General features: G+C 40.0%; 34 protein-coding genes. 31 read left to right on the top strand and 3 right to left on the bottom strand.

What is annotated here, in order from left to right; genetic code table 11:
* The first annotated feature begins 29 nt into the window (after nucleotides 1-29).
* The 28 genes from rpsS (at nucleotide 30) to HT731_RS03280 (ending at nucleotide 15,984) form a co-directional block, all read left to right on the top strand.
* Nucleotides 30-311, top strand: coding sequence for a 30S ribosomal protein S19 (gene rpsS / locus HT731_RS03415; protein WP_000533766.1), 282 nt, complete (start codon nucleotides 30-32; stop codon nucleotides 309-311).
* An 11-nt stretch (nucleotides 312-322) separates the two neighbouring features.
* Nucleotides 323-667, top strand: coding sequence for a 50S ribosomal protein L22 (gene rplV / locus HT731_RS03410; RefSeq protein WP_000818137.1), 345 nt, complete (start codon nucleotides 323-325; stop codon nucleotides 665-667).
* A 12-nt stretch (nucleotides 668-679) separates the two neighbouring features.
* Nucleotides 680-1,333 carry a 30S ribosomal protein S3 gene (gene rpsC / locus HT731_RS03405; RefSeq protein ID WP_000529936.1) on the top strand — a complete coding sequence of 218 codons (654 nt, stop codon included), beginning with the start codon at nucleotides 680-682 and terminating at the stop codon, nucleotides 1,331-1,333.
* Nucleotides 1,334-1,336: 3 nt separating this feature from the next.
* Entirely contained in the window at nucleotides 1,337-1,750 is a 414-nt protein-coding gene (gene rplP, locus HT731_RS03400) for a 50S ribosomal protein L16 (protein WP_000960946.1), read from the top strand.
* A 9-nt stretch (nucleotides 1,751-1,759) separates the two neighbouring features.
* Nucleotides 1,760-1,966 carry a 50S ribosomal protein L29 gene (gene rpmC, locus HT731_RS03395; protein ID WP_000772918.1) on the top strand — a complete coding sequence of 69 codons (207 nt, stop codon included), beginning with the start codon at nucleotides 1,760-1,762 and terminating at the stop codon, nucleotides 1,964-1,966.
* A gap of 24 nt (nucleotides 1,967-1,990) precedes the next feature.
* Nucleotides 1,991-2,251, top strand: a complete 261-nt coding sequence (rpsQ, locus tag HT731_RS03390) for a 30S ribosomal protein S17 (protein WP_000440801.1) — start codon at nucleotides 1,991-1,993, stop codon at nucleotides 2,249-2,251.
* Between the two features lie 25 nt (nucleotides 2,252-2,276).
* The gene (gene rplN, locus HT731_RS03385) at nucleotides 2,277-2,645 is read left to right on the top strand and encodes a 50S ribosomal protein L14 (RefSeq protein WP_000616545.1); all 369 of its coding nucleotides are present in this window, start codon (nucleotides 2,277-2,279) and stop codon (nucleotides 2,643-2,645) included.
* Nucleotides 2,646-2,723: 78 nt separating this feature from the next.
* Nucleotides 2,724-3,029, top strand: a complete 306-nt coding sequence (gene rplX, locus HT731_RS03380) for a 50S ribosomal protein L24 (RefSeq protein WP_000497691.1) — start codon at nucleotides 2,724-2,726, stop codon at nucleotides 3,027-3,029.
* Between the two features lie 23 nt (nucleotides 3,030-3,052).
* The gene (gene rplE / locus HT731_RS03375; protein ID WP_000013542.1) at nucleotides 3,053-3,595 is read left to right on the top strand and encodes a 50S ribosomal protein L5; all 543 of its coding nucleotides are present in this window, start codon (nucleotides 3,053-3,055) and stop codon (nucleotides 3,593-3,595) included.
* Nucleotides 3,596-3,612: 17 nt separating this feature from the next.
* Nucleotides 3,613-3,798 carry a type Z 30S ribosomal protein S14 gene (locus tag HT731_RS03370; protein ID WP_001085697.1) on the top strand — a complete coding sequence of 62 codons (186 nt, stop codon included), beginning with the start codon at nucleotides 3,613-3,615 and terminating at the stop codon, nucleotides 3,796-3,798.
* Nucleotides 3,799-4,082: 284 nt separating this feature from the next.
* Nucleotides 4,083-4,481 carry a 30S ribosomal protein S8 gene (gene rpsH / locus HT731_RS03365; protein ID WP_000245504.1) on the top strand — a complete coding sequence of 133 codons (399 nt, stop codon included), beginning with the start codon at nucleotides 4,083-4,085 and terminating at the stop codon, nucleotides 4,479-4,481.
* A 187-nt stretch (nucleotides 4,482-4,668) separates the two neighbouring features.
* On the top strand, nucleotides 4,669-5,205 hold the full coding sequence (gene rplF / locus HT731_RS03360; protein WP_000086639.1) for a 50S ribosomal protein L6: 537 nt from the start codon (nucleotides 4,669-4,671) through the stop codon (nucleotides 5,203-5,205).
* 83 nt (nucleotides 5,206-5,288) lie between these two features.
* Nucleotides 5,289-5,645: a 50S ribosomal protein L18 gene (gene rplR, locus HT731_RS03355; RefSeq protein ID WP_000624044.1), complete on the top strand. Its 357-nt coding sequence runs from the start codon at nucleotides 5,289-5,291 to the stop codon at nucleotides 5,643-5,645.
* 17 nt (nucleotides 5,646-5,662) lie between these two features.
* Complete coding sequence (rpsE, locus tag HT731_RS03350) at nucleotides 5,663-6,157, top strand: 30S ribosomal protein S5 (RefSeq protein ID WP_000874202.1); 495 nt, start codon at nucleotides 5,663-5,665, stop codon at nucleotides 6,155-6,157.
* A 13-nt stretch (nucleotides 6,158-6,170) separates the two neighbouring features.
* A complete protein-coding gene (rpmD, locus tag HT731_RS03345) occupies nucleotides 6,171-6,353 on the top strand; it encodes a 50S ribosomal protein L30 (protein ID WP_000057241.1) in 183 nt (60 codons plus the stop codon).
* A 144-nt stretch (nucleotides 6,354-6,497) separates the two neighbouring features.
* Nucleotides 6,498-6,938: a 50S ribosomal protein L15 gene (rplO, locus tag HT731_RS03340; protein ID WP_000766087.1), complete on the top strand. Its 441-nt coding sequence runs from the start codon at nucleotides 6,498-6,500 to the stop codon at nucleotides 6,936-6,938.
* A 12-nt stretch (nucleotides 6,939-6,950) separates the two neighbouring features.
* Nucleotides 6,951-8,261 carry a preprotein translocase subunit SecY gene (gene secY, locus HT731_RS03335; RefSeq protein ID WP_061088480.1) on the top strand — a complete coding sequence of 437 codons (1,311 nt, stop codon included), beginning with the start codon at nucleotides 6,951-6,953 and terminating at the stop codon, nucleotides 8,259-8,261.
* 149 nt (nucleotides 8,262-8,410) lie between these two features.
* Nucleotides 8,411-9,049 (top strand): adenylate kinase, encoded by a 639-nt coding sequence (locus tag HT731_RS03330; RefSeq protein ID WP_173277636.1) that lies wholly within the window; start codon nucleotides 8,411-8,413, stop codon nucleotides 9,047-9,049.
* Nucleotides 9,050-9,165: 116 nt separating this feature from the next.
* Nucleotides 9,166-9,384 carry a translation initiation factor IF-1 gene (infA, locus tag HT731_RS03325; protein ID WP_001029883.1) on the top strand — a complete coding sequence of 73 codons (219 nt, stop codon included), beginning with the start codon at nucleotides 9,166-9,168 and terminating at the stop codon, nucleotides 9,382-9,384.
* A gap of 24 nt (nucleotides 9,385-9,408) precedes the next feature.
* Complete coding sequence (rpmJ, locus tag HT731_RS03320) at nucleotides 9,409-9,525, top strand: 50S ribosomal protein L36 (RefSeq protein ID WP_001808836.1); 117 nt, start codon at nucleotides 9,409-9,411, stop codon at nucleotides 9,523-9,525.
* A 17-nt stretch (nucleotides 9,526-9,542) separates the two neighbouring features.
* A complete protein-coding gene (gene rpsM / locus HT731_RS03315) occupies nucleotides 9,543-9,908 on the top strand; it encodes a 30S ribosomal protein S13 (RefSeq protein ID WP_000090781.1) in 366 nt (121 codons plus the stop codon).
* Nucleotides 9,909-9,925: 17 nt separating this feature from the next.
* Nucleotides 9,926-10,309, top strand: coding sequence for a 30S ribosomal protein S11 (gene rpsK / locus HT731_RS03310; protein ID WP_001118385.1), 384 nt, complete (start codon nucleotides 9,926-9,928; stop codon nucleotides 10,307-10,309).
* 42 nt (nucleotides 10,310-10,351) lie between these two features.
* On the top strand, nucleotides 10,352-11,287 hold the full coding sequence (locus tag HT731_RS03305; RefSeq protein ID WP_000568988.1) for a DNA-directed RNA polymerase subunit alpha: 936 nt from the start codon (nucleotides 10,352-10,354) through the stop codon (nucleotides 11,285-11,287).
* Between the two features lie 11 nt (nucleotides 11,288-11,298).
* On the top strand, nucleotides 11,299-11,685 hold the full coding sequence (rplQ, locus tag HT731_RS03300) for a 50S ribosomal protein L17 (protein WP_000331493.1): 387 nt from the start codon (nucleotides 11,299-11,301) through the stop codon (nucleotides 11,683-11,685).
* 264 nt (nucleotides 11,686-11,949) lie between these two features.
* On the top strand, nucleotides 11,950-12,216 hold the full coding sequence (locus HT731_RS03295; protein ID WP_042901716.1) for an ACT domain-containing protein: 267 nt from the start codon (nucleotides 11,950-11,952) through the stop codon (nucleotides 12,214-12,216).
* Between the two features lie 9 nt (nucleotides 12,217-12,225).
* A complete protein-coding gene (locus HT731_RS03290) occupies nucleotides 12,226-13,563 on the top strand; it encodes a PFL family protein (RefSeq protein WP_061758914.1) in 1,338 nt (445 codons plus the stop codon).
* 17 nt (nucleotides 13,564-13,580) lie between these two features.
* Complete coding sequence (locus HT731_RS03285) at nucleotides 13,581-15,059, top strand: N-acetylmuramoyl-L-alanine amidase family protein (RefSeq protein WP_173277634.1); 1,479 nt, start codon at nucleotides 13,581-13,583, stop codon at nucleotides 15,057-15,059.
* Between the two features lie 232 nt (nucleotides 15,060-15,291).
* Nucleotides 15,292-15,984 carry a histidine phosphatase family protein gene (locus tag HT731_RS03280; protein WP_061758912.1) on the top strand — a complete coding sequence of 231 codons (693 nt, stop codon included), beginning with the start codon at nucleotides 15,292-15,294 and terminating at the stop codon, nucleotides 15,982-15,984.
* 102 nt (nucleotides 15,985-16,086) lie between these two features.
* Here the strand turns inward: HT731_RS03280 and HT731_RS03275 are convergent, their stop codons facing one another.
* From HT731_RS03275 to HT731_RS03265, 3 genes are read right to left on the bottom strand one after another with little or no spacing between them, the layout of a single operon-like run.
* A complete protein-coding gene (locus HT731_RS03275; protein ID WP_061758911.1) occupies nucleotides 16,087-17,745 on the bottom strand; it encodes an iron ABC transporter permease in 1,659 nt (552 codons plus the stop codon).
* Nucleotides 17,735-18,826, bottom strand: coding sequence for an ABC transporter ATP-binding protein (locus HT731_RS03270; protein ID WP_050244596.1), 1,092 nt, complete (start codon nucleotides 18,824-18,826; stop codon nucleotides 17,735-17,737). The genes HT731_RS03275 and HT731_RS03270 overlap by 11 nt, the downstream gene beginning before the upstream one ends.
* 12 nt (nucleotides 18,827-18,838) lie before the next feature.
* Nucleotides 18,839-19,879, bottom strand: coding sequence for an ABC transporter substrate-binding protein (locus HT731_RS03265; protein WP_173277632.1), 1,041 nt, complete (start codon nucleotides 19,877-19,879; stop codon nucleotides 18,839-18,841).
* A gap of 319 nt (nucleotides 19,880-20,198) precedes the next feature.
* Here HT731_RS03265 and leuS point away from each other — a divergent pair, with 319 nt between their 5' ends.
* The 3 genes from leuS to HT731_RS03250 all read left to right on the top strand — a co-directional run bounded on the left by leuS (nucleotide 20,199) and on the right by HT731_RS03250 (nucleotide 24,575).
* A complete protein-coding gene (gene leuS, locus HT731_RS03260) occupies nucleotides 20,199-22,700 on the top strand; it encodes a leucine--tRNA ligase (protein WP_173277630.1) in 2,502 nt (833 codons plus the stop codon).
* Between the two features lie 166 nt (nucleotides 22,701-22,866).
* Nucleotides 22,867-23,733, top strand: coding sequence for an ABC transporter ATP-binding protein (locus tag HT731_RS03255; RefSeq protein ID WP_173277628.1), 867 nt, complete (start codon nucleotides 22,867-22,869; stop codon nucleotides 23,731-23,733).
* Entirely contained in the window at nucleotides 23,733-24,575 is an 843-nt protein-coding gene (locus tag HT731_RS03250; RefSeq protein ID WP_173277626.1) for an ABC transporter permease, read from the top strand. Before HT731_RS03255 ends, HT731_RS03250 begins: the two co-directional genes overlap by 1 nt.
* The last annotated feature ends 9 nt before the right edge of the window (nucleotides 24,576-24,584 follow it).

Here is a 24,584-nt window from a genome sequence, read left to right as displayed (position 1 = left end):
GTACAACATTTAAAGGAGAAAATATAAAAATGGGACGCAGTCTTAAAAAAGGACCTTTCGTCGATGAGCATTTGATGAAAAAAGTTGAAGCTCAAGCTAACGACGAAAAGAAAAAAGTTATTAAAACTTGGTCACGTCGTTCAACGATCTTCCCAAGTTTCATTGGTTACACTATTGCAGTTTATGACGGACGTAAACACGTACCTGTTTACATCCAAGAAGACATGGTAGGTCACAAACTTGGTGAATTTGCACCAACTCGTACTTACAAAGGTCACGCTGCAGACGACAAGAAAACACGTAGAAAATAAGGAGAACATAAATGGCAGAAATTACTTCAGCTAAAGCAATGGCTCGTACAGTACGTGTTTCACCTCGTAAATCACGTCTTGTTCTTGATAACATCCGTGGTAAAAGCGTAGCCGATGCAATCGCAATTTTGACATTCACTCCAAACAAAGCTGCTGAAATCATCTTGAAAGTTTTGAACTCAGCTGTAGCTAACGCTGAAAACAACTTTGGTTTGGATAAAGCTAACTTGGTAGTATCTGAAGCATTCGCAAACGAAGGACCAACTATGAAACGTTTCCGTCCACGTGCGAAAGGTTCAGCTTCACCAATCAACAAACGTACAGCTCACATCACTGTAGCTGTTGCAGAAAAATAAGGAGGTAAAATCGTGGGTCAAAAAGTACATCCAATTGGTATGCGTGTCGGCATCATCCGTGATTGGGATGCCAAATGGTATGCTGAAAAAGAATACGCGGATTACCTTCATGAAGATCTTGCAATCCGTAAATTCGTTCAAAAAGAACTTGCTGACGCAGCAGTTTCAACCATCGAAATCGAACGCGCAGTAAACAAAGTTAACGTTTCACTTCACACTGCTAAACCAGGTATGGTTATCGGTAAAGGTGGTGCTAACGTTGATGCACTCCGTGCAAAACTTAACAAATTGACTGGAAAACAAGTACACATCAACATCATCGAAATCAAACAACCTGATTTGGATGCTCACCTTGTAGGTGAAGGTATTGCTCGTCAATTGGAGCAACGTGTTGCTTTCCGTCGTGCACAAAAACAAGCAATCCAACGTGCAATGCGTGCTGGAGCTAAAGGAATCAAAACTCAAGTATCAGGTCGTTTGAATGGTGCAGATATCGCCCGTGCTGAAGGATACTCTGAAGGAACTGTTCCGCTTCACACACTTCGTGCAGATATCGATTACGCTTGGGAAGAAGCAGATACTACATACGGTAAACTCGGTGTTAAAGTATGGATCTACCGTGGTGAAGTTCTTCCAGCTCGCAAAAACACTAAAGGAGGTAAATAACCAATGTTAGTACCTAAACGTGTTAAACACCGTCGTGAATTCCGTGGAAAAATGCGCGGTGAAGCAAAAGGTGGAAAAGAAGTAGCATTCGGTGAATACGGTCTTCAAGCTACAACTAGCCACTGGATCACTAACCGCCAAATCGAAGCTGCTCGTATCGCCATGACTCGTTACATGAAACGTGGTGGTAAAGTTTGGATTAAAATCTTCCCACACAAATCATACACTGCTAAAGCTATCGGTGTGCGTATGGGATCTGGTAAAGGGGCACCTGAAGGTTGGGTAGCACCAGTTAAACGTGGTAAAGTGATGTTCGAAATCGCTGGTGTATCTGAAGAGATCGCTCGCGAAGCGCTTCGTCTTGCTAGCCACAAATTGCCAGTTAAATGTAAATTCGTAAAACGTGAAGCAGAATAAGGAGAAGGCATGAAACTTAATGAAGTAAAAGAATTTGTTAAAGAACTTCGTGGTCTTTCTCAAGAAGAACTCGCGAAGCGCGAAAACGAATTGAAAAAAGAATTGTTTGAACTTCGTTTCCAAGCTGCTACTGGTCAATTGGAACAAACAGCTCGCTTGAAAGAAGTTAAAAAACAAATCGCTCGTATCAAAACAGTTCAATCTGAAGCGAAATAATAGACTAGGGAAGGAGAAATTTCAATGGAACGCAATAATCGTAAAGTTCTTGTTGGACGTGTTGTATCTGACAAAATGGACAAGACAATCACAGTTGTAGTTGAAACAAAACGTAACCACCCAGTCTATGGTAAACGTATTAACTACTCTAAAAAATACAAAGCTCATGATGAAAACAATGTTGCCAAAGAAGGCGATATCGTACGTATCATGGAAACTCGTCCGCTTTCAGCTACAAAACGTTTCCGTCTTGTAGAAGTTGTTGAAGAAGCGGTCATCATCTAATCAAACCTGAAAGGAGAAAACTGAAATGATTCAAACAGAAACTCGTTTGAAAGTCGCAGACAACAGCGGTGCTCGCGAAATCTTGACTATCAAAGTTCTTGGTGGTTCAGGACGTAAATTTGCAAACATCGGTGATGTTATCGTGGCATCTGTAAAACAAGCTACTCCTGGTGGTGCGGTTAAAAAAGGTGACGTTGTTAAAGCAGTTATCGTTCGTACTAAATCAGGTGCTCGTCGTGCTGATGGTTCATACATCAAATTTGACGAAAACGCAGCAGTTATCATCCGTGAAGATAAAACTCCTCGCGGAACACGTATCTTTGGCCCAGTTGCACGTGAATTGCGTGAAGGTGGCTTCATGAAGATCGTGTCACTTGCTCCAGAAGTACTTTAATTTTTAGAAACAAACTAGTCCCCTGGATTTACCTCCAGGGTGCCCTTATGGGCGTAAGAAAAATCAAGGAGAAATCTAATGTTTGTAAAAAAAGGCGACAAAGTTCGCGTAATCGCTGGTAAAGATAAGGGAACAGAAGCTGTTGTCCTTACTGCCCTTCCAAAAGTAAACAAAGTTATCGTTGAAGGTGTTAACATCGTTAAGAAACACCAACGTCCAACTAACGAGCTTCCTCAAGGTGGTATCATCGAGAAAGAAGCAGCTATCCACGTATCAAACGTTCAAGTTTTGGACAAAAATGGTGTAGCTGGTCGTGTTGGTTACAAATTTGTAGACGGTAAAAAAGTTCGCTACAACAAAAAATCAGGCGAAGTGCTTGATTAATCACGAAGGAAAGGAGAAGTATAATGGCAAATCGTTTAAAAGAAAAATATCTTAATGAAGTAGTTCCTGCTTTGACAGAACAATTCAACTACTCATCAGTGATGGCTGTGCCTAAAGTAGATAAGATCGTTTTGAACATGGGTGTTGGTGAAGCTGTATCAAACGCTAAAAGCCTTGAAAAAGCTGCGGAAGAATTGGCACTTATCTCAGGTCAAAAACCACTTATCACTAAAGCTAAAAAATCAATCGCCGGCTTCCGTCTTCGTGAAGGTGTTGCGATCGGTGCAAAAGTTACCCTTCGTGGTGAACGTATGTACGAATTCTTGGATAAATTGGTTTCAGTTTCACTTCCACGTGTACGTGACTTCCACGGTGTTCCAACAAAATCATTTGATGGACGCGGAAACTACACACTTGGTGTGAAAGAACAATTGATCTTCCCAGAAATCAACTTCGATGACGTTGACAAAACTCGTGGTCTTGACATCGTTATCGTAACAACTGCTAACACTGACGAAGAGTCACGTGCATTGCTTACAGGCCTTGGAATGCCTTTTGCAAAATAATATAGGAGGTAAATCTAATGGCTAAAAAATCAATGATTGCTAAGAACAAACGTCCAGCGAAGTTCTCTACTCAAGCTTATACTCGTTGTGAAAAATGTGGTCGTCCACATTCAGTTTACCGCAAATTTAAACTTTGCCGTGTTTGCTTCCGTGAATTAGCTTACAAAGGACAAATTCCTGGTGTAACAAAAGCATCTTGGTAATTTAAGATATCAAGGGCGTCAAAACTCTAAGTGAAAATAGGAAACTTGGCGAAGAAACTGAAGTTTCTAGGAAAGTTTATCTTTTTCACACAGAGTTTAGCCCGGGTTCAGTTGGGGGTTCCAATTTGAACACGAGCTACAGCTTTGGCAAAAAAGGCCAATTTTCTTTGGAGCATCGCTCCTGCATCAAATTGCCTATTTTTGCTCTTGCTGTTACGCTTTTTGTATCATGTATTAACTAGCAAGTGCAACTTGCAAACTACTAGTAAGAGGAGAAAAACAAAATGGTTATGACTGACCCAATCGCAGACTTCCTAACTCGTATTCGTAACGCTAACCAAGCTAAACACGAAGTACTTGAAGTACCTGCATCAAATATCAAAAAAGGGATTGCTGAAATCCTTAAACGCGAAGGTTTTGTAAAAAACGTTGAAATCATCGAAGATGACAAACAAGGCATCATCCGTGTATTCCTTAAATACGGACCAAACGGTGAAAAAGTTATCACTAACTTGAAACGTGTTTCTAAACCAGGACTTCGTGTCTACAAAAAACGTGAAGACCTTCCAAAAGTTCTTAACGGACTTGGAATTGCTATCCTTTCAACTTCGGAAGGTTTGCTTACTGATAAAGAAGCACGCCAAAAGAATGTTGGTGGGGAAGTTATCGCTTACGTTTGGTAATATTTAGCTCCCAATTTCTTTGTGACTCTTCGTTATCTTCTCTTGCCTAACCCAAAGTTAAGCCTGCGAGACGATGCCTAGATTCACTTTGAAATTGAAACCTAAATGTTCCTTTAAATCGAGAAATCGATTGAACCCCGTGAAAACTGGCCGTTCTGGCCTGACAATTTAACAGGAGAAAATAAACATGTCACGTATTGGTAATAAAGTTATCGTGTTGCCTGCTGGTGTTGAACTCACTAACAATGACAACGTTGTAACTGTAAAAGGACCTAAAGGAGAACTTACTCGTGAGTTCTCAAAAGATATTGAAATCCGTGTGGAAGGTACTGAAGTAACTCTTCACCGTCCAAACGATTCAAAAGAAATGAAAACTATCCACGGAACTACTCGTGCTCTTTTGAACAACATGGTTGTTGGTGTATCAGAAGGATTCAAGAAAGAACTTGAAATGCGCGGGGTTGGTTACCGTGCACAACTTCAAGGATCTAAACTTGTTTTGGCTGTTGGTAAATCTCATCCAGACGAAGTTGAAGCTCCAGAAGGAATTACTTTTGAACTTCCAAACCCAACAACAATCATTGTTAGCGGAATTTCAAAAGAAGTAGTTGGTCAAACAGCTGCTTACGTACGTAGCCTTCGTTCACCAGAACCATATAAAGGTAAAGGTATCCGTTACGTTGGTGAATTCGTTCGCCGTAAAGAAGGTAAAACAGGTAAATAATGTTGAGTGGTTGATTCTCAACCACCAACCTATTTTCCAACTTTGTGCATAGCACACGATTTAAAACTAAAGAGGTGAAAACTGTGATTTCAAAACCAGATAAAAACAAACTCCGCCAAAAACGCCACCGTCGCGTTCGCGGAAAACTCTCTGGAACTGCTGATCGCCCACGTTTGAACGTATTCCGTTCTAATACAGGCATCTACGCTCAAGTGATTGATGACGTAGCGGGTGTAACGCTCGCAAGTGCTTCAACTCTTGACAAAGAAGTTTCAAAAGGAACTAAAACTGAACAAGCCGTTGCTGTCGGTAAACTCGTTGCAGAACGTGCAAACGCTAAAGGTATTTCAGAAGTGGTGTTCGACCGCGGTGGATATCTATATCACGGACGTGTGAAAGCTTTGGCTGATGCAGCTCGTGAAAACGGATTGAAATTCTAATAGGAGGACACTAGAAAATGGCATTTAAAGACAATGCAGTTGAATTAGAAGAACGCGTAGTTGCTGTCAACCGTGTTACAAAAGTTGTTAAAGGTGGACGTCGTCTTCGTTTCGCAGCTCTTGTTGTTGTTGGTGACCACAACGGTCGCGTAGGATTTGGTACTGGTAAAGCTCAAGAAGTTCCAGAAGCAATCCGTAAAGCAGTAGATGATGCTAAGAAAAACTTGATCGAAGTTCCTATGGTTGGAACAACAATCCCACACGAAGTTCTTTCAGAATTCGGTGGAGCTAAAGTATTGTTGAAACCTGCTGTAGAAGGTTCTGGAGTTGCCGCTGGTGGTGCAGTTCGTGCCGTTGTGGAATTGGCAGGTGTGGCAGATATTACATCTAAATCACTTGGTTCTAACACTCCAATCAACATTGTTCGTGCAACTGTTGAAGGTTTGAAACAATTGAAACGCGCTGAAGAAGTTGCTGCCCTTCGTGGTATTTCAGTTTCTGATTTGGCATAAGAAAGGGGATAAAATGGCTCAAATTAAAATTACTTTGACTAAGTCTCCAATCGGACGCATTCCATCACAACGTAAAACTGTTGTAGCACTTGGACTTGGCAAATTGAACAGCTCTGTTATTAAAGAAGATAACGCTGCTATCCGTGGTATGATCACAGCAGTATCTCACTTGGTAACAGTTGAAGAAGTAAACTAATGAATTTTTAGGGGATGTGCACTATACCATCCCCTAAAACTAGATATAGTCATCTATGATGACGTCGTATAGGCGAGTTGATGGGGGAGACAACCTTTTCTCCCTTATCGGCGCTAGCATTTTACAAAAGAGGAGAAAATAAAAATGAAACTTCATGAATTGAAACCTGCAGAAGGTTCTCGTAAAGTACGTAACCGCGTTGGTCGTGGTACTTCATCAGGTAACGGTAAAACATCTGGTCGTGGTCAAAAAGGTCAAAAAGCTCGTAGCGGTGGCGGAGTTCGCCTTGGTTTTGAAGGTGGACAAACTCCATTGTTCCGTCGTCTTCCAAAACGTGGATTCACTAACATCAACGCTAAAGAATACGCAATTGTGAACCTTGACCAATTGAACGTCTTTGAAGATGGTGCTGAAGTTACTCCAGTTGTTCTTATCGAAGCAGGAATTGTTAAAGCTGAAAAATCAGGTATTAAAATTCTTGGTAACGGTGAGTTGACTAAGAAATTGACTGTGAAAGCAGCTAAATTCTCTAAATCAGCTGAAGAAGCTATCACTGCTAAAGGTGGTTCAGTAGAAGTCATCTAAGAGAGGTGACCTATGTTTTTTAAATTATTAAGAGAAGCTCTTAAAGTCAAGCAGGTTCGATCAAAAATTTTATTTACAATTTTTATTGTTTTGGTCTTTCGTATCGGAACTAGCATTACAGTTCCCGGTGTGAATGCCAATAGCTTGAATGCTTTAAGTGGATTATCCTTCTTAAACATGTTGAGCTTGGTGTCAGGGAATGCCATGAAAAACTTTTCAGTTTTTGCTCTTGGTGTCAGTCCCTACATTACGGCCTCTATCGTTGTACAACTCTTGCAAATGGATATTTTACCCAAATTTGTAGAGTGGGGTAAACAAGGGGAAGTAGGTCGAAGAAAATTGAATCAAGCTACTCGTTATATTGCTCTTGTTTTAGCTTTTGTGCAATCTATCGGGATTACAGCTGGTTTTAATACTTTGGCTGGAGCTCAATTGTTGAAAACAGCTCTTACTCCACAAGTCTTTATCATGATTGGTATCATCTTAACAGCTGGTAGCATGATTGTTACTTGGTTGGGAGAGCAAATTACAGATAAGGGATACGGAAATGGTGTTTCTATGATTATCTTTGCCGGGATTGTTTCCTCAATCCCAGAGATGATTCAGGGCATCTATGTGGACTACTTTGTGAACGTCCCAAGTGACCGTATCAACTCATCTATTATTTTTGTAATCATTTTGATTATTACTGTATTGTTGATCATTTACTTTACAACTTATGTTCAACAAGCAGAATACAAAATTCCAATCCAATATACTAAGGTTGCACAAGGTGCTCCATCTAGCTCTTACCTTCCTTTGAAGGTCAACCCTGCTGGAGTTATCCCTGTTATCTTCGCAAGTTCGATTACTGCGGCGCCAGCAGCTATTCTACAGTTTTTAAGCGCTACAGGTCATGATTGGGCTTGGGTAAGAACAGCACAAGAAATGCTGGCAACAACTTCACCAACTGGTATCGCCATGTATGCTTTATTGATCATTCTCTTTACATTCTTCTATACGTTTGTACAGATTAATCCTGAAAAAGCGGCAGAGAACCTACAAAAGAGTGGTGCCTATATCCACGGAGTTCGTCCTGGTAAAGGTACAGAAGAATATATGTCTAAACTTCTTCGTCGTCTTGCAACTGTTGGTTCCCTCTTCCTTGGTGTGATTTCTATTTTACCGATTGTAGCAAAAGATGTTTTCGGGCTTTCAGAAGCAGTTGCTTTTGGAGGAACCAGTCTTTTGATCATTATCTCTACAGGTATTGAAGGAATCAAACAATTGGAAGGATACTTATTGAAACGTAAGTATGTTGGTTTCATGGATAGAACAGAATAAAAGCATTTACGGAATCAGTAAATGCTGAGGGAGTGGAGGTTTGACTCTAACATTAGTGAGAGTTTGGTCTCCCCTCTTCTATTTTGTTTTTAAATAGGGGTGAAAAGACTTTTTGCTTCTATTTAAAAATAAAATAAGGAGATCAAATCATGAATCTTTTGATTATGGGCTTACCTGGTGCAGGTAAGGGAACTCAAGCAGCAAAAATCGTAGAACAATTCCATGTTGCACATATCTCAACAGGTGATATGTTCCGCGCTGCTATGGCAAATCAAACTGAAATGGGTGTTCTTGCTAAGTCATACATTGACAAGGGTGAATTGGTTCCTGACGAAGTTACAAATGGAATCGTAAAAGAACGTCTTTCACAAGATGATATTAAAGAAACAGGATTCTTGTTGGATGGTTACCCACGTACAATTGAACAAGCTCATGCTTTGGACAAAACATTGGCTGAACTTGGCATTGAACTAGAAGGTGTTATCAATATTGAAGTGAATCCTGACAGTCTCTTGGAACGTTTGAGTGGTCGTATCATCCATCGCGTAACTGGAGAAACTTTCCACAAGGTCTTTAACCCACCAGTTGACTGTAAAGAAGAAGATTACTACCAACGTGAAGATGATAAGCCTGAGACAGTAAAACGTCGTTTGGATGTGAATATTGCTCAAGGGGAACCAATCATTGCTCACTACCGTGCCAAAGGTTTGGTTCATGACATCGAAGGTAATCAAGATATCAATGATGTCTTCTCAGATATCGAAAAAGTATTGACAAATTTGAAATAAAGCGCTTTTCACACTTGCAAAAATCAGCTACAAATGTTATACTGAGATAGTCTGACTTATAATTGTTGTCTCTGTGTCTAGAGGCATCGAATCGAAATTTATGGAGGTGCTTTTGCGTGGCAAAAGACGATGTGATTGAAGTTGAAGGCAAAGTAGTTGATACAATGCCGAATGCAATGTTTACGGTTGAACTTGAAAATGGACATCAGATTTTAGCAACAGTTTCTGGTAAAATTCGTAAAAACTATATTCGTATTTTAGCGGGAGATCGTGTTACTGTCGAAATGAGTCCATATGACTTGACACGTGGACGTATCACTTACCGCTTTAAATAATCGAAAAACTTGGAGGGATAAGAAATGAAAGTAAGACCATCGGTCAAACCAATTTGCGAATACTGTAAAGTTATTCGTCGTAATGGTCGTGTTATGGTAATTTGCCCAGCAAATCCAAAACACAAACAACGTCAAGGATAAGATAGAAAGGAGAAAACATGGCTCGTATTGCTGGAGTTGACATTCCAAATGACAAACGCGTAGTAATCTCATTGACTTATGTTTATGGTATCGGACTTGCAACATCTAAGAAAATTTTGGCTGCTGCTGGAATCTCAGAAGATGTTCGTGTACGTGATCTTACATCAGATCAAGAAGATGCTATCCGTCGTGAAGTGGATGCAATCAAAGTTGAAGGTGACCTTCGTCGTGAAGTAAACTTGAACATCAAACGTTTGATGGAAATCGGTTCATACCGTGGTATCCGTCACCGTCGTGGACTTCCTGTCCGTGGACAAAACACTAAAAACAACGCTCGCACTCGTAAAGGTAAAGCTGTTGCGATCGCTGGTAAGAAAAAATAATATAGGAGGTAAAAGTCTTGGCTAAACCAACACGTAAACGTCGTGTGAAAAAGAATATCGAATCTGGTATTGCTCATATTCACGCTACATTTAATAACACTATTGTTATGATTACTGATGTGCATGGTAATGCAATTGCTTGGTCATCAGCTGGTGCTCTTGGTTTCAAAGGTTCTCGTAAATCTACACCATTCGCTGCTCAAATGGCTTCTGAAGCTGCTGCTAAATCTGCACAAGAACACGGTCTTAAATCAGTTGAAGTTACTGTAAAAGGTCCAGGTTCTGGTCGTGAGTCAGCTATTCGTGCGCTTGCTGCCGCTGGTCTTGAAGTAACAGCAATTCGTGATGTGACTCCAGTGCCACACAATGGTGCTCGTCCTCCAAAACGTCGCCGTGTATAATCATCGCATTACACTGCTTTTCGTTTAAGAGGGAGTAACTAAATGATCGAGTTTGAAAAACCAAATATAACAAAAATTGATGAAAATAAAGATTATGGCAAGTTTGTAATCGAACCACTTGAACGTGGCTACGGTACAACTCTTGGTAACTCTCTTCGTCGTGTACTTCTAGCTTCTCTACCAGGAGCAGCTGTGACATCTATTAACATTGATGGTGTGTTACATGAGTTTGACACAGTTCCAGGTGTTCGTGAAGACGTGATGCAAATCATTCTGAACATTAAAGGAATTGCAGTGAAATCGTACGTTGAAGACGAAAAAATCATCGAACTGGATGTTGAAGGTCCTGCTGAAGTAACAGCTGGTGACATTTTGACAGATAGCGATATTGAAATTGTAAATCCAGATCATTATCTCTTTACAATCGGTGAAGGTTCTTCTCTAAAAGCGACTATGACTGTTAACAGTGGTCGTGGATATGTACCTGCAGATGAAAATAAAAAGGATAATGCACCAGTTGGGACACTTGCTGTAGATTCTATTTATACACCAGTTACCAAAGTCAACTATCAAGTTGAACCTGCTCGTGTAGGTAGCAATGATGGATTTGACAAACTAACCCTTGAAATCTTGACAAATGGAACAATTATTCCAGAAGATGCTTTAGGGCTTTCAGCACGTATTTTGACAGAACATCTTGATTTGTTTACAAATCTTACTGAGATTGCTAAGTCAACTGAAGTGATGAAAGAAGCTGATACTGAATCTGACGACCGTATTTTGGATCGTACGATTGAGGAACTGGACTTGTCTGTGCGTTCATACAACTGTTTGAAACGTGCCGGTATCAATACTGTGCATGATTTGACAGAAAAATCTGAAGCAGAGATGATGAAAGTACGAAATCTTGGACGCAAGAGTTTGGAAGAAGTGAAACTCAAACTCATTGATTTGGGTCTTGGATTAAAAGATAAATAAAGGAGGAATACATGGCTTACCGTAAACTAGGACGCACTAGCTCACAACGTAAAGCAATGCTTCGCGATTTGACAACTGACCTTTTGATCAACGAATCAATCGTGACAACTGAAGCTCGTGCTAAAGAAATCCGTAAAACTGTTGAAAAAATGATTACTCTAGGTAAACGTGGTGATTTGCATGCACGTCGTCAAGCAGCTGCTTTCGTACGTAATGAAATCGCATCTGAAAACTATGATGAAGCAACTGATAAGTACACTTCTACTACAGCACTTCAAAAATTGTTCTCAGAAATCGCACCTCGTTATGCTGAACGTAACGGTGGATACACTCGTATCCTTAAAACTGAACCACGTCGTGGTGATGCAGCGCCAATGGCGATCATCGAATTAGTATAAAATCATCAATTTTGTTGAGTGTTATGATGATGGAGTCTTGTGCTCTTAGTCTAGCTCTGGTCTACCGCTAGGATTTCGGTCCTAGCGGGAACACTCATCATAAGTTGGGATAGTAGACGCTTGTTTACGAAATTGTTTTTTGTTTAAGAACAACTTCGTAAGCAGGCGTTTTTGAGTATTTTAGTTAGAATTATGCTATACTATTTGAAAAGAATCCTGTTTAATGTTCAGGTTTCCTATTTTAAGAAGAATTGGAGTTTGCTTATGAAAGCGATTATAACGGTTGTTGGTAAAGATAAATCTGGAATTGTTGCAGGTGTTTCTGGTAAAATTGCAGAATTGGGTTTGAATATTGATGATATCTCTCAAACTGTTTTGGATGAATATTTTACGATGATGGCTGTCGTCTCTAGTGATAAAAAGCAGGATTTTACTTATCTGCGAAATGAGTTTGAAACTTTTGGGCAAACTTTGAATGTGAAAATTAATATTCAGAGTGCGGCGATTTTCGAAGCTATGTATAATATCTAGGAGGTTATCATGGATATTAGACAAGTTACTGAAACCATCGCCATGATTGAGGAGCAAAATTTCGATATTAGAACCATTACCATGGGGATTTCCCTTTTGGACTGTATAGATCCAGATATCAATCGTGCTGCGGAGAAAATTTATCAAAAGATTACGACTAAGGCAGCTAACTTAGTAGCTGTTGGTGATGAAATTGCAGCGGAGTTGGGAATTCCTATCGTTAATAAGCGTGTATCGGTGACACCTATTTCTCTGATAGGGGCAGCGACAGATGCGACGGACTACGTAGTTCTGGCAAAAGCGCTTGATAAGGCTGCGAAAGAGATTGGAGTGGATTTTATTGGTGGTTTCTCTGCCTTGGTACAAAAAGGTTATCAAAAGGGGGATGAGATTCTCATCAATTCCATTCCTCGCGCTTTGGCTGAAACGGACAAGGTCTGCTCGTCAGTCAATATCGGCTCAACCAAGTCTGGTATCAATATGACGGCTGTGGCAGATATGGGACGTATTATCAAGGAAACGGCTAATCTATCAGATATGGGAGCGGCCAAGTTGGTTATATTTGCTAATGCTGTTGAGGACAATCCATTCATGGCGGGTGCCTTTCATGGTATTGGAGAAGCAGATGTTATCATCAATGTCGGAGTTTCTGGTCCTGGTGTGGTGAAACGTGCCTTGGAAAAAGTTCGTGGACAGAGCTTTGATGTAGTAGCCGAAACAGTTAAGAAGACTGCCTTCAAGATCACTCGGATCGGTCAATTGGTTGGTCAGATGGCTAGTGAGAGACTGGGTGTGGAGTTTGGTATTGTGGACTTGAGTTTGGCGCCAACTCCTGCGGTTGGAGATTCTGTTGCACGTGTCCTTGAAGAAATGGGGCTAGAAACAGTTGGTACGCATGGAACGACGGCTGCCTTGGCTCTCTTGAACGACCAAGTTAAGAAGGGAGGAGTTATGGCCTGCAACCAAGTTGGTGGTTTATCTGGTGCCTTTATCCCTGTTTCTGAGGATGAGGGAATGATTGCTGCAGTGCAAAATGGCTCTCTTAATTTGGAAAAACTAGAAGCTATGACGGCTATCTGTTCCGTTGGTTTGGATATGATTGCTATCCCAGAAGATACTCCTGCTGAAACCATTGCGGCCATGATTGCAGATGAGGCTGCAATTGGTGTCATTAACATGAAAACAACAGCTGTTCGTATCATTCCAAAAGGAAAAGAAGGCGATATGATTGAGTTTGGTGGCCTATTAGGAACTGCGCCTGTTATGAAGGTCAATGGAGCTTCGTCTGTCGATTTCATCTCTCGTGGAGGACAAATCCCAGCACCAATCCATAGTTTTAAAAATTAAGAAAATAGGAGAAATTGATGAAAAAAGAAATGAAACATGCTTTAGTAGCTTTAGGACTGTCGACTTTACTAGTCCCAAGTTTTGCCAATCAAGTAGTTTATGCGCAAGAAGAAAGCCATGAAACTGTAACTCAGGTAACTTTAGAATTTTTTAAAAATGAAGTAGAGCAAGCTAAAAAATCTTATAAAGAGTTTTTAAGTAAGAATAAAGAAAAATTATTAAATGAAGCGGATCAAGTAGACTGGAGCATCCTTTCTTTTTCTCAGGATGATATAAAAACAATTAAGAATAATGCTATAGAAAGACTTAATAAAGAATACCAATCTTTTTTAGAAGAGATAGAAGGAGTGGAAAAAGAAGCATTAGAGACTTCAAAGGATTTTCAAGGTGCTGTAAATAGATTACATGATTCTATGAGTTACCGTATTAACACAAATTTTGATTCTAGTTATAGAATTAAAAGAGAGGCTCTAGAGCTAATTATATTAAAGAAAAAGGAAAAACTAATTCCTAAAATAAAGGAAAACCAATATTATACAGCAAGAGAAAAAGAAAATGTGTTAAAAAGTATCGAATCCCCAATTGATTTTAAACAATATTATCCTGAGGGTGATAGAGATGGAAATATGACAGTAAATCAATATTTAAAAACCTTGGTTCCTGTTGCATCAAATGATTTTCGTATCTATATCGTACTTCCTAGAGAGAAAAATATTAGAGAAATTAAAGCGGTTGCTTTTATTGAGAAAACAGCGATTAGTAGTGATGATTCTCTTTCTAAATCTGATAAACTCGCTTTATTGAATAATGTTGAGGATATATTAGAAGAGGGATTAGCAAAAATTGGGGACCACTCTTATGGTTATATTCCTGATAATGGAACTGATTTTGATAAGATGTTATCCCCTGAAGAGTTATCTGTATTTACTAAGCGTATCGAAGATGTTTACCAAGGAAAAGCTAAGCCTAAGGTGACAAAAGAAGAGGCTATTCAAGCAGTTTCTACTGGGACTTCAACCTCATCTTCATCTCAATCTACCGTTACTGCTAAAGAAGATACTAAGAAAGCTCATCAAGCAAGTAAGTGGTTTAAAGAGTCTGGCAAATGGTACTATAATGACCTTTCGGGTAATCTTGTAAGAAACCGTTGGGTAGGACGTTATTATCTAAAAGCAGATGCTTCAATGGCTGCGAGTGAATGGATTTATGATGAAGATTATAAGAGCTGGTTTTATGTAGATTCAACTGGTAGTTATGTGGAGAAAGCTTGGCAGGGCGAATACTACCTAAAACGTGGCGGTTACATGGCTAAGAGTGAGTGGGTATTTGATTCTCAGTATGATAGTTGGTATTATCTGAACCAAGATGGTAAGTACGCTCGTAACCAATGGATTAAGGATGGGGATAAGTGGTATTACTTGTTAGCTGATGGAAAATTAGCAAAAAATATGACCATTAACGGTTATAAAGTAAATGAAAAAGGTGAATGGGTATAATTTTTTAAGTTCTATTTAAGGTTAGCTGTGTATACTATAATCATTAAATAAAGACCTCCTAATATTATTTGAAACAGATAACACTGATTTAGTTTGAATTTGATTTTCATCTAATATCTTTATTTAATAGAACTCCTAAACTTTTTCATAATAATCTCCTGCAAAAGTCGCCTGTCTGGGTGGCTTTTGTTTTATCATCCATGATATAATAGAAGCAAACGGAGGACGGAAAATGGTAAAAGTACGATTGTATTTGGTACGTCATGGCAAGACTATGTTTAACACGATTGGTCGCGCGCAAGGTTGGAGCGATACTCCTTTAACAGCTGAAGGTGAGAGAGGGATTCAAGAATTAGGAATCGGTTTGCGCGAATCTGGTCTACAGTTTGAGCGTGCTTATTCGAGTGATTCTGGTCGCACCATTCAGACCATGGGAATTATCCTTGATGAACTTGGCTTGCAGGGGAAAATCCCTTATCGCATGGACAAGCGTATCAGAGAATGGTGTTTCGGTAGTTTTGATGGAGCCTACGATGGCGATCTTTTCATGGGCATTATTCCTCGTATCTTTAATGTGGACCATGTTCACCAATTATCTTATGCTGAACTGGCTGAGGGCTTAGTAGAGGTCGATACAGCTGGTTGGGCTGAAGGTTGGGAAAAACTCAGTGGCCGAATCAAGGAAGGTTTTGAAGCGATTGCCAAAGAAATGGAAGAACAGGGTGGAGGCAACGCCCTTGTTGTCAGCCACGGAATGACCATTGGAACCATTGTTTATCTGATCAATGGTATGCATCCGCATGGTCTCGATAATGGTAGCGTGACGATTATTGAATATGAGGACGGCCAGTTTAGCGTTGAGGTTGTCGGCGACCGTAGTTACCGAGAACTAGGACGGGAGAAGATGGAAGAAGCCTCTATTTAATCAGTCTAGACTTGCTTGCTATGAAATAGGGATTTGATAGGAATATCAAGATAAGAAAAAACAGCCGAGGGTAATCCTTTCGGCTGTTTTTGATGGGGAAAACTAAAGTGTAATGCTATTGCTTTTAGAGATTTTCATAAACAAGAGCAAGGAACCTACTGTTAGAACAGTCAGGATAGTTGACAAGGCTGCGGCTACACCGTAATTCCCTCTGAGAACCTCTGTATAAATAGCTACAGTCATTGTTCTTGTTTTGACATTGTAGAGGAGGATAGAAGTAGAGAGTTCTGAAATCATTGTGACCCAAGATAGGATAGCTCCAGAAATAATACCAGATAGCATCATTGGAGTTGTAATCTTGGCAAAGGTATTGAGACGGCTACTTCCTAAGCTTTCAGCAGCTTCTTCAATACTTGGGGCTATTTGTTGCAAGCTAGCAACAGATGAGCGAATAGTATAAGGCAATCTTCTGACAGATAGGGACATAATCAAGATGAAAGCTGTCCCTGTAATCATAAGAAATCCACTTCCAAATAGACCAGTATTGAAGGAAGAAATGAAGGCAATCCCTAGAACGGTTCCTGGTACAATATAAGGTACCATACTGAGGCTGTCAATTAAGTTTGTAAACAAATTCCGTTTTCTAACGGCTAGGTAGGAGATAAATGTTGCAAATAGGACAACTAGAACTAAGGCAATCAAAGGGATACGAATGGTATTGAAAATAGCAGATCCCATACGATTGAAAGCTACCTTGTAACTGTTTAGAGAATAGCCTTTGACAAATACCATACCTGATGTTTTTAGGAAAGAAGTATAAATCAAGTAGACTTGAGGTAGAACAGAGAACAAGATAATTCCGTAGACTGTTGCATAAATGGCAGCCATTTTTCCTTTTGTAGTTTTTTTAGGTTCAATTGGGTGGAGCGAATTCATACTGAAACTGTAGCGGTTTGAGATGTATTTTTGGATAAGGAAAATCGCCAAGGCAATGATAATCGCCATAATTGCTAAAGCAGATGCAAAAGCAGAATTTCCTCCAACCTCGCTAATAAATTGGGTATAAATCAGGACAGGGAAAGTCCGGTATCCTTCACCAATCAACATAGGCGTTCCAAAGTCTGAGAATGCTCTCATAAATACAAGCAGGGCAGCAGCTAGTAAGGTTGGAACTAGGAGAGGTAAAACAACCGTTACGATACGCTTAAATCCGAAGGACCCCATGCTTTCAGCAGCTTCAAGTAGAGAATTGTCAATACTTTTCATTGTCCCAGCAACGTATAGAAATACCAGTGGGAATAGTTGCAGAGTAAAGACAAGTACAATTCCTTTGAATCCATAAATATCGATAGCTGGAAGCTGAAGGGTATTTGTCAGGAATTTAGTAATGACCCCATTTCGTCCCAGCAAGAGAATCCAGGAGTAGGCTCCCACGAAAGGAGCTGACATGGAAGCAATGATAATCAATATTTGTAAAAATTTCTTTCCCTTGAAGTCATACATGGAAAAGAGATAAGCTAATAGGGTTCCTACGACTAAGGAAGTGATAGTAGCGGTAATGGAAACCTTGAAACTGTTGACGAGTGTCTCAGAGTAGTAGGCTTTACTAAAGAAAGTGACGAAATTAGCTAGTGAAAATTGTCCTTCATGTATAAGTGCTTGCTTGAGCACGGTAACGATAGGATAAACCAGAAAGACAAGATAGGTAAGAAAGATGAAGAAAGAGGAGGCTGTCCAAATATTTAGTTTTTTACGTTCCATGGTTGACTCCTTTTATCAGGTTTTGGGAACCATCTGCAGAAAAGACGTTTAATTTTTGGGTATTGATTCGTAGACGAATACGATCGCCTTTTTGTAGATCTTCTTCAAAAGTTGATTCTTCGCTAACTTGAATTTTTGAGGCAAATCCTGTTTCGATGAAGTATTCAGTATTCAGTCCAAGATAGACGCTATCGCTAATAATTCCTTCAATATCTCCAGATTCATCTTTAATGAATTCTTCAGGACGAATACTTACATGAATGGCTTGTGCTTCAGCCTGATCAAGAGCTGGCATTCGAAGAGCATAGCCATCTGAAAAGACGATATAAGCGCCGTCGCTCCGTTTTTCAAGATTGGCAGGGATAATATTTGTGCGTCCGATAAAGGTTGCTACAAACTCATTAGCTGGTTTATGATAGAGTTCTTTTGGCCGACCGATTTGTTGGATTACTCCGTCTTTCATAACAGCAATTTGGTCTGAAATAGCCATAGCTTCTTCTTGGTCGTGGGTCACATAAACAGTTGTAATTCCCACTTCGTGTTGGATTTCTCGAATGGCTTGACGCATATCCAAGCGGAGTTTGGCATCCAGATTACTAAGTGGCTCGTCCATGAGGAGAACACTTGGATTAACCGCTAAGGCACGTGCCAAGGCGACACGTTGTTGTTGTCCACCACTGAGTTTATCGGGCTTTCGGTCTGCATATTGAGCAATTTGCATGAGTTCAAGATATTTATTGGTTTGTTGAATCAATTCTTCTTTTGGAACTTTCTTTTGCTTAAGACCAAAAGCAACATTGTCTCGGACAGTCAAATGTGGGAAAATAGCGTAGTTTTGGAAAACCATCCCGATATTGCGTTTGCTGGGTTCCATATTATTGATTTTTGTATCATCGAAGTAAAATTCTCCACCTTCGATACTGTTGAAACCTGCAATCATACGAAGAAGAGTCGTTTTTCCACATCCTGAAGGTCCAAGAAGGGTAAAGAGACTTCCTTTTGGAATTGTAATGTTCAAATTCTCAATAACAGGGACATCGTGGTAGATTTTTTTGGCGTTAATAATTTTGATCTCACTCATAGTGAACCTCTTTTACTGTTTAGATTGGATATCTGTAAAAATGTCATTGTACTTTTTAAGAATAGTGGATTTATTTTTAATGACATAATCTGAATCTTCGGTGGCAATTTTGATTTCTGTCATAGCCTTCATATTTTTATTGGTTTTAGCATTTTTACGAATAGGTCTGATTGTAGTTTCAGTTCCTAGCTTATCTTGGATTTCTTGAGAAAGGATGAAATCGATAAATTTCTTAGCGTTTTCCATGTGTTTGGCGTTTTTGACGATGGCCGCGTTACCAGGTAAAAAGACGGTTCCTTCTTTTGGATAAATGACTTTTACATCAACTCCATCATTTAAGAGTTTTAAGGCAGGGTCTTCATAGGTGAGTCCAACAGCCATTTCCCCATCGGCGACAGCTTTGTAAACATTTGAAGAGCTAGATGCAATTTTTCCATCTACTAGGGTAAATAGATTTTTCACATAGGTCCAAGCTTGTTCATTTTCGTATCCACCTTGGTCTACAAGCATGTTTGTTAGTTGTGCAAAGGCGCTAGAAGCATTACTTGGATCAGCAGTAGCGATTTTTCCTTTTAATTTAGGATTGAGTAAATCATTGTAACCTTCAATTTTAATATCTTTTGTAAGAGCTGAATTGGCAATGATGACACTGACATCAAGTGTATAAGGCGTGTAGAATCCAGCTTTATTTTGATATTCAGGGATTATCTGGTCGTTTTCTTGGGAAATATAAGGTTCAAAAAGTTTTTCGTTAGAAGAGAAGAGGGCATAGGAGCCTCCGAAAATGACATCGGCTACTGGGGATTCTTTTTCGGCCTCAGCTTTTTTGAACAATTCACCCGTGCTGGCTTGTACTAAATCAACCTTAATACCATATTTTTCTTCGAAGGCAGGGATTGTCTCTTCGATAAGGTCTTCAGGGTTAGGCGAATAGATAACCAAAGCATTATCCGAATCTGTTTCAGTGTTAGTTTCCGCTTCTGTTGTTGAAGAACATCCAGATAAAGTAAGAAATATCCATCCACAAGAGAGAAAGAATAGTAGTTTTTTCATAAGAATCTCCTTTTTTACGAACGTTTTCACTCTACAATTTGGTAAACATTTATAATTTGCAGAGTTCTATAGGATATAATAAAAACCTTAAAGAAATCTAAAACGGGGAATATGAGTCAAAGGCGCTAGGAGAAAAAGATGGAAGAGACAAATAATCGATATAAGTTAATTTCAAGTACTAGCTAATTTTTTATACTGCTAAATAAGTTGGATTTGCTATTCGAACTTTCTTACCATCCAAGACCAAAAGAACATTTCTCGTCTTTCAAATTCCTCCAAAAATGGTATAATAGTAACATCACAAAATTGGAGAGAGACCATGAGTTTTTACAATCATAAAGAAATTGAGCCTAAGTGGCAGGGCTACTGGGCAGAACATCATACCTTTAAGACAGGGACAGATGCATCAAAACCTAAGTTTTATGCGCTTGACATGTTCCCTTATCCGTCTGGAGCGGGTCTGCACGTAGGACACCCAGAAGGTTATACTGCAACCGATATCCTCAGCCGTTACAAACGTGCGCAAGGCTACAATGTTCTTCACCCAATGGGTTGGGATGCTTTTGGTTTGCCTGCAGAGCAATACGCTATGGATACGGGGAATGACCCAGCAGAATTTACAGCGGAAAATATTGCCAACTTTAAACGCCAAATCAATGCGCTTGGATTTTCTTACGACTGGGATCGTGAAGTCAATACAACAGATCCAAACTATTACAAGTGGACTCAGTGGATTTTCACCAAGCTTTACGAAAAAGGCTTGGCCTATGAAGCGGAAGTGCCAGTAAACTGGGTTGAGGAGCTAGGAACTGCCATCGCTAACGAAGAAGTTCTTCCTGACGGAACATCTGAGCGTGGAGGCTATCCAGTTGTCCGCAAACCAATGCGCCAATGGATGCTTAAAATCACGGCCTACGCGGAGCGTCTGCTTAATGACTTAGATGAACTTGACTGGCCAGAGTCCATCAAGGACATGCAACGCAACTGGATTGGGAAATCAACTGGTGCAAATGTAACTTTCAAAGTTAAGGGAACAGATAAGGAATTCACTGTCTTTACCACTCGTCCTGATACCCTTTTCGGTGCGACTTTCACAGTCTTGGCTCCTGAGCATGAATTGGTTGACGCTATTACAAGCACAGAGCAAGCAGAAGCAGTAGCAGACTACAAACACCAAGCCAGTCTGAAATCAGACCTGGCTCGTACAGACCTTGCCAAAGAAAAAACAGGTGTCTGGACAGGTGCTTATGCCATCAACCCTGTCAATGGCAAGGAAATTCCAATCTGGATTGCGGACTATGTTCTTGCTAGTTATGGAACAGGTGCCGTTATGGCTGTGCCTGCCCATGACCAACGTGACTGGGAATTTGCCAAACAATTTGACCTTCCAATCGTCAAAGTACTTGAAGGTGGAAACGTTGAAGAAGCTGCCTACACAGAAGATGGCCTTCACGTTAATTCAGACTTCCTAGATGGACTCAACAAAGAAGACGCTATTGCCAAGATTGTAACTTGGTTGGAAGAAAAAGGCTGTGGACAAGAGAAGGTTACCTACCGTCTCCGCGACTGGCTCTTTAGCCGTCAACGTTACTGGGGTGAGCCAATTCCTATCATTCATTGGGAAGACGGAACTTCAACAGCTGTCCCTGAAAGTGAATTGCCACTTGTCTTGCCTGTAACTAAGGACATCCGTCCTTCAGGTACTGGTGAAAGTCCACTAGCTAACTTGACAGATTGGCTTGAAGTGACTCGTGAAGATGGTGTCAAAGGTCGTCGTGAAACCAACACCATGCCACAATGGGCAGGTTCAAGCTGGTACTACCTCCGCTATATCGATCCACACAATACTGAGAAATTGGCTGATGAGGACCTTCTCAAACAATGGTTGCCAGTAGATATCTACGTTGGTGGTGCAGAGCATGCCGTTCTTCACTTGCTTTACGCTCGTTTCTGGCACAAATTCCTCTATGACCTCGGTGTTGTTCCAACTAAGGAACCATTCCAAAAACTCTTTAATCAAGGGATGATTTTGGGAACAAGCTACCGTGACCACCGTGGGGCTCTTGTGGCAACCGATAAGGTTGAAAAACGTGACGGTTCTTTCTTCCATGTGGAAACAGGAGAAGAGTTGGAGCAAGCACCAGCTAAGATGTCTAAATCGCTCAAGAACGTTGTTAATCCAGACGACGTGGTGGAACAATACGGTGCTGACACCCTTCGTGTCTATGAAATGTTCATGGGGCCACTTGATGCTTCGATTGCTTGGTCAGAAGAAGGTCTGGAAGGAAGCCGTAAGTTCCTTGACCGTGTTTACCGTTTGATTACAAGTAAGGAAATTGTTTCAGAAAACAATGGCGCTCTCGACAAGGTTTATAATGAAACGGTTAAAGCTGTTACTGAGCAAATTGAGTCCCTCAAATTCAACACAGCTATTGCCCAACTTATGGTCTTTGTCAATGCAGCTAACAAGGAAGACAAGCTCTATGTTGACTATGCCAAAGGATTTATCCAATTGATTGCTCCATTTGCACCTCACTTGGCAGAAGAACTTTGGCAAACTGTTGCAGCAACAGGTGAATCCATCTCTTACGTAGCTTGGCCAACATGGGACGAAAGTAAACTAGTTGAAGACGAAATCGAAATCGTCGTTCAAATCAAAGGAAAAGTCCGTGCTAAACTCATGGTCGCAAAAGACCTATCACGCGAAGAGTTGCAAGAAGTAGCTCTGGCTGACGAAAAAGTCAAAGCAGAAATTGACGGTAAGGACATCGTGAAAGTAATTGCGGTACCGAATAAATTGGTTAACATTGTTGTGAAATAAGATAGGAATCCTTCAGAGTAGAATCTGGAGGATTTTTTGAATGAAAAATATAATTCTGTTTCCATCATCTCACCACTTAACCTCTCATTTTAACCACTTATCTCAAAAGTCGATTTTTCTTTCATACTTTTTGTTAAACTGGTTAGGTAAAGAGGAGGAAATAAATATGATTTTACAAGCTAAACATTTGACTAAATGGTACGGCGATCATATGGCTGTTGACGATATTCAGTTAGAGTTTGAAAAAGGGAGTTTTAATGCTATTTTGGGTCCCAATGGTGCAGGGAAATCAACCACCATTTCCATGTTAATCGGTTTGAAAAAGCCGACAAAAGGTCAGATTCGATATGCGCCAAATACGAAAATAGGAGTTGTTTTTCAAGCTAGTGTACTGGATGAGATGTTGACGGTTAGAGAAAATCTTACGATTCGTGCTCAACAGTATAAGGAGATTGCAGCAAGTCGTATGGATGATTTGATCCATCAACTGGGTTTGACTGCTTTCCAGAAGCAACTATATGGGACTTTGTCAGGTGGGCAAAAACGTCGGGTTGATATTGCGCGTGCTCTTCTTTCACAGCCAGACATTCTTTTCTTAGATGAACCAACGACAGGTCTAGATATTCAGACTCGCAAAGCCATTTGGGATTTATTGTCTCGACTACAAAAGGATGAAGGGATGACTATTATCTTAACGACTCATTATCTGGATGAAGCGGATGAAGCGGATCAGATTTATATCGTTGATCATGGGAAAGTGATTGCGCAAGGTTCTGCGACGGCTATTAAAAGTCAGTATGCATCTAATATTCTAAAAATTCGTTTTAAAGAAATGAAGGGTTTAGAAAAGTTGCTACAGACTGGAATGACAGTAAAGGAAGAAAATGAGTTGGAATATCTTTTTTATCCAGGGACATCACTGGAAGCTATTGAATATTTGGCAAAAGTACGAGAAGAAATTGATTCTTTTGAGTTTCGTCCAGGTACCATGGATGATGCCTTTATTGCACTTACAGGAAGAGAGGTTCGGTAATGTTAGCTTTATTGAAACGGAATTTTATCTTATATTTTCGTAATCGTTCAGGAGTATTTTTCTCATTATTGGGGGCATTGATTTCCTTCCTCCTTTATATCATTTTTTTGCAGAAGAACTTGACGGATGCTTGGTCCCAACTCCCTGATAATACGAACCTTTTAAATAACTGGCTGATGGGTGGGACCTTGGCTGTGACTGGGATTACAACCAGTTTTACGGCTCTTACACAAATGGTACAGGATCGTGAAAATCAAGTGGATCAAGATCTCTTCTTGACAGATTTAGGTATCTGGGGTTTACAGATGTCCTATCTAATCAGTAGTATTGCCATTTCTTTTGTTATGCAGGTGTTTATGTTTGCTGTTATGGGGCTTTATTTTAAAGAAAGTCCAGTTATCAGTCATTTACCGGAAATTACTTTGATTATGTTGTTAAGTAGTCTGCTTTCAAGTTTGATAAATATTCTCTTGATTTATCGTTTTCAATCTGTAGATAGTCTTGGCAAACTGGCAACTATAGTGGGAACTGCTTCTGGATTTTTAGTAGGAACTTATGTCCCTATTGGAGTTTTACCTGATTTTGCACAGATTATCATGAAGTGTACCCCTGCAGCTTATATTGCTTCTCTTTATCGACAAATTTTAATGAAAGAACCATTAGAGACCGCATTTACAGGAAATAGCAGATTGTTAAAGGAATTTCAAGAAAAAATGGGAATCCAAATCAACTGGCAAGAACTATTGACAAAGGAAGAGACATACTTTATAGTGGTTAGTATCAGTTTCGTCGCTATTCTTCTTTGGCTTTTATTTGTTAAAGTGTTTAGCAGGAGAAAATAAAAGTATATT

It is taken from the genome of Streptococcus sp. k-163, from assembly GCF_013277555.1.
Lineage (GTDB): Bacteria > Bacillota > Bacilli > Lactobacillales > Streptococcaceae > Streptococcus.
Note: the sequence above shows the minus strand (reverse complement) of the source record. Positions and strands in the feature narration are given on the sequence as shown.

Excerpts from the sequence above, each read along its gene's own strand:
- rpsS (WP_000533766.1), top strand. The coding sequence starts at position 30 with ATGGGACGCAGTCTTAAAAAAGGACCTTTCGTCGATGAGCATTTGATG.
- rplV (WP_000818137.1), top strand. The coding sequence starts at position 323 with ATGGCAGAAATTACTTCAGCTAAAGCAATGGCTCGTACAGTACGTGTT.
- rplP (WP_000960946.1), top strand. The coding sequence starts at position 1,337 with ATGTTAGTACCTAAACGTGTTAAACACCGTCGTGAATTCCGTGGAAAA.
- rpmC (WP_000772918.1), top strand. The coding sequence starts at position 1,760 with ATGAAACTTAATGAAGTAAAAGAATTTGTTAAAGAACTTCGTGGTCTT.
- rpsQ (WP_000440801.1), top strand. The coding sequence starts at position 1,991 with ATGGAACGCAATAATCGTAAAGTTCTTGTTGGACGTGTTGTATCTGAC.
- rplN (WP_000616545.1), top strand. The coding sequence starts at position 2,277 with ATGATTCAAACAGAAACTCGTTTGAAAGTCGCAGACAACAGCGGTGCT.
- rplX (WP_000497691.1), top strand. The coding sequence starts at position 2,724 with ATGTTTGTAAAAAAAGGCGACAAAGTTCGCGTAATCGCTGGTAAAGAT.
- rplE (WP_000013542.1), top strand. The coding sequence starts at position 3,053 with ATGGCAAATCGTTTAAAAGAAAAATATCTTAATGAAGTAGTTCCTGCT.
- HT731_RS03370 (WP_001085697.1), top strand. The coding sequence starts at position 3,613 with ATGGCTAAAAAATCAATGATTGCTAAGAACAAACGTCCAGCGAAGTTC.
- rpsH (WP_000245504.1), top strand. The coding sequence starts at position 4,083 with ATGGTTATGACTGACCCAATCGCAGACTTCCTAACTCGTATTCGTAAC.
- rplF (WP_000086639.1), top strand. The coding sequence starts at position 4,669 with ATGTCACGTATTGGTAATAAAGTTATCGTGTTGCCTGCTGGTGTTGAA.
- rpsE (WP_000874202.1), top strand. The coding sequence starts at position 5,663 with ATGGCATTTAAAGACAATGCAGTTGAATTAGAAGAACGCGTAGTTGCT.
- rpmD (WP_000057241.1), top strand. The coding sequence starts at position 6,171 with ATGGCTCAAATTAAAATTACTTTGACTAAGTCTCCAATCGGACGCATT.
- rplO (WP_000766087.1), top strand. The coding sequence starts at position 6,498 with ATGAAACTTCATGAATTGAAACCTGCAGAAGGTTCTCGTAAAGTACGT.
- secY (WP_061088480.1), top strand. The coding sequence starts at position 6,951 with ATGTTTTTTAAATTATTAAGAGAAGCTCTTAAAGTCAAGCAGGTTCGA.
- HT731_RS03330 (WP_173277636.1), top strand. The coding sequence starts at position 8,411 with ATGAATCTTTTGATTATGGGCTTACCTGGTGCAGGTAAGGGAACTCAA.
- rpmJ (WP_001808836.1), top strand. The coding sequence starts at position 9,409 with ATGAAAGTAAGACCATCGGTCAAACCAATTTGCGAATACTGTAAAGTT.
- rpsM (WP_000090781.1), top strand. The coding sequence starts at position 9,543 with ATGGCTCGTATTGCTGGAGTTGACATTCCAAATGACAAACGCGTAGTA.
- HT731_RS03305 (WP_000568988.1), top strand. The coding sequence starts at position 10,352 with ATGATCGAGTTTGAAAAACCAAATATAACAAAAATTGATGAAAATAAA.
- rplQ (WP_000331493.1), top strand. The coding sequence starts at position 11,299 with ATGGCTTACCGTAAACTAGGACGCACTAGCTCACAACGTAAAGCAATG.
- HT731_RS03295 (WP_042901716.1), top strand. The coding sequence starts at position 11,950 with ATGAAAGCGATTATAACGGTTGTTGGTAAAGATAAATCTGGAATTGTT.
- HT731_RS03290 (WP_061758914.1), top strand. The coding sequence starts at position 12,226 with ATGGATATTAGACAAGTTACTGAAACCATCGCCATGATTGAGGAGCAA.
- HT731_RS03285 (WP_173277634.1), top strand. The coding sequence starts at position 13,581 with ATGAAAAAAGAAATGAAACATGCTTTAGTAGCTTTAGGACTGTCGACT.
- HT731_RS03280 (WP_061758912.1), top strand. The coding sequence starts at position 15,292 with ATGGTAAAAGTACGATTGTATTTGGTACGTCATGGCAAGACTATGTTT.
- HT731_RS03275 (WP_061758911.1), bottom strand. The coding sequence starts at position 17,745 with ATGGAACGTAAAAAACTAAATATTTGGACAGCCTCCTCTTTCTTCATC.
- HT731_RS03270 (WP_050244596.1), bottom strand. The coding sequence starts at position 18,826 with ATGAGTGAGATCAAAATTATTAACGCCAAAAAAATCTACCACGATGTC.
- HT731_RS03265 (WP_173277632.1), bottom strand. The coding sequence starts at position 19,879 with ATGAAAAAACTACTATTCTTTCTCTCTTGTGGATGGATATTTCTTACT.
- leuS (WP_173277630.1), top strand. The coding sequence starts at position 20,199 with ATGAGTTTTTACAATCATAAAGAAATTGAGCCTAAGTGGCAGGGCTAC.
- HT731_RS03255 (WP_173277628.1), top strand. The coding sequence starts at position 22,867 with ATGATTTTACAAGCTAAACATTTGACTAAATGGTACGGCGATCATATG.
- HT731_RS03250 (WP_173277626.1), top strand. The coding sequence starts at position 23,733 with ATGTTAGCTTTATTGAAACGGAATTTTATCTTATATTTTCGTAATCGT.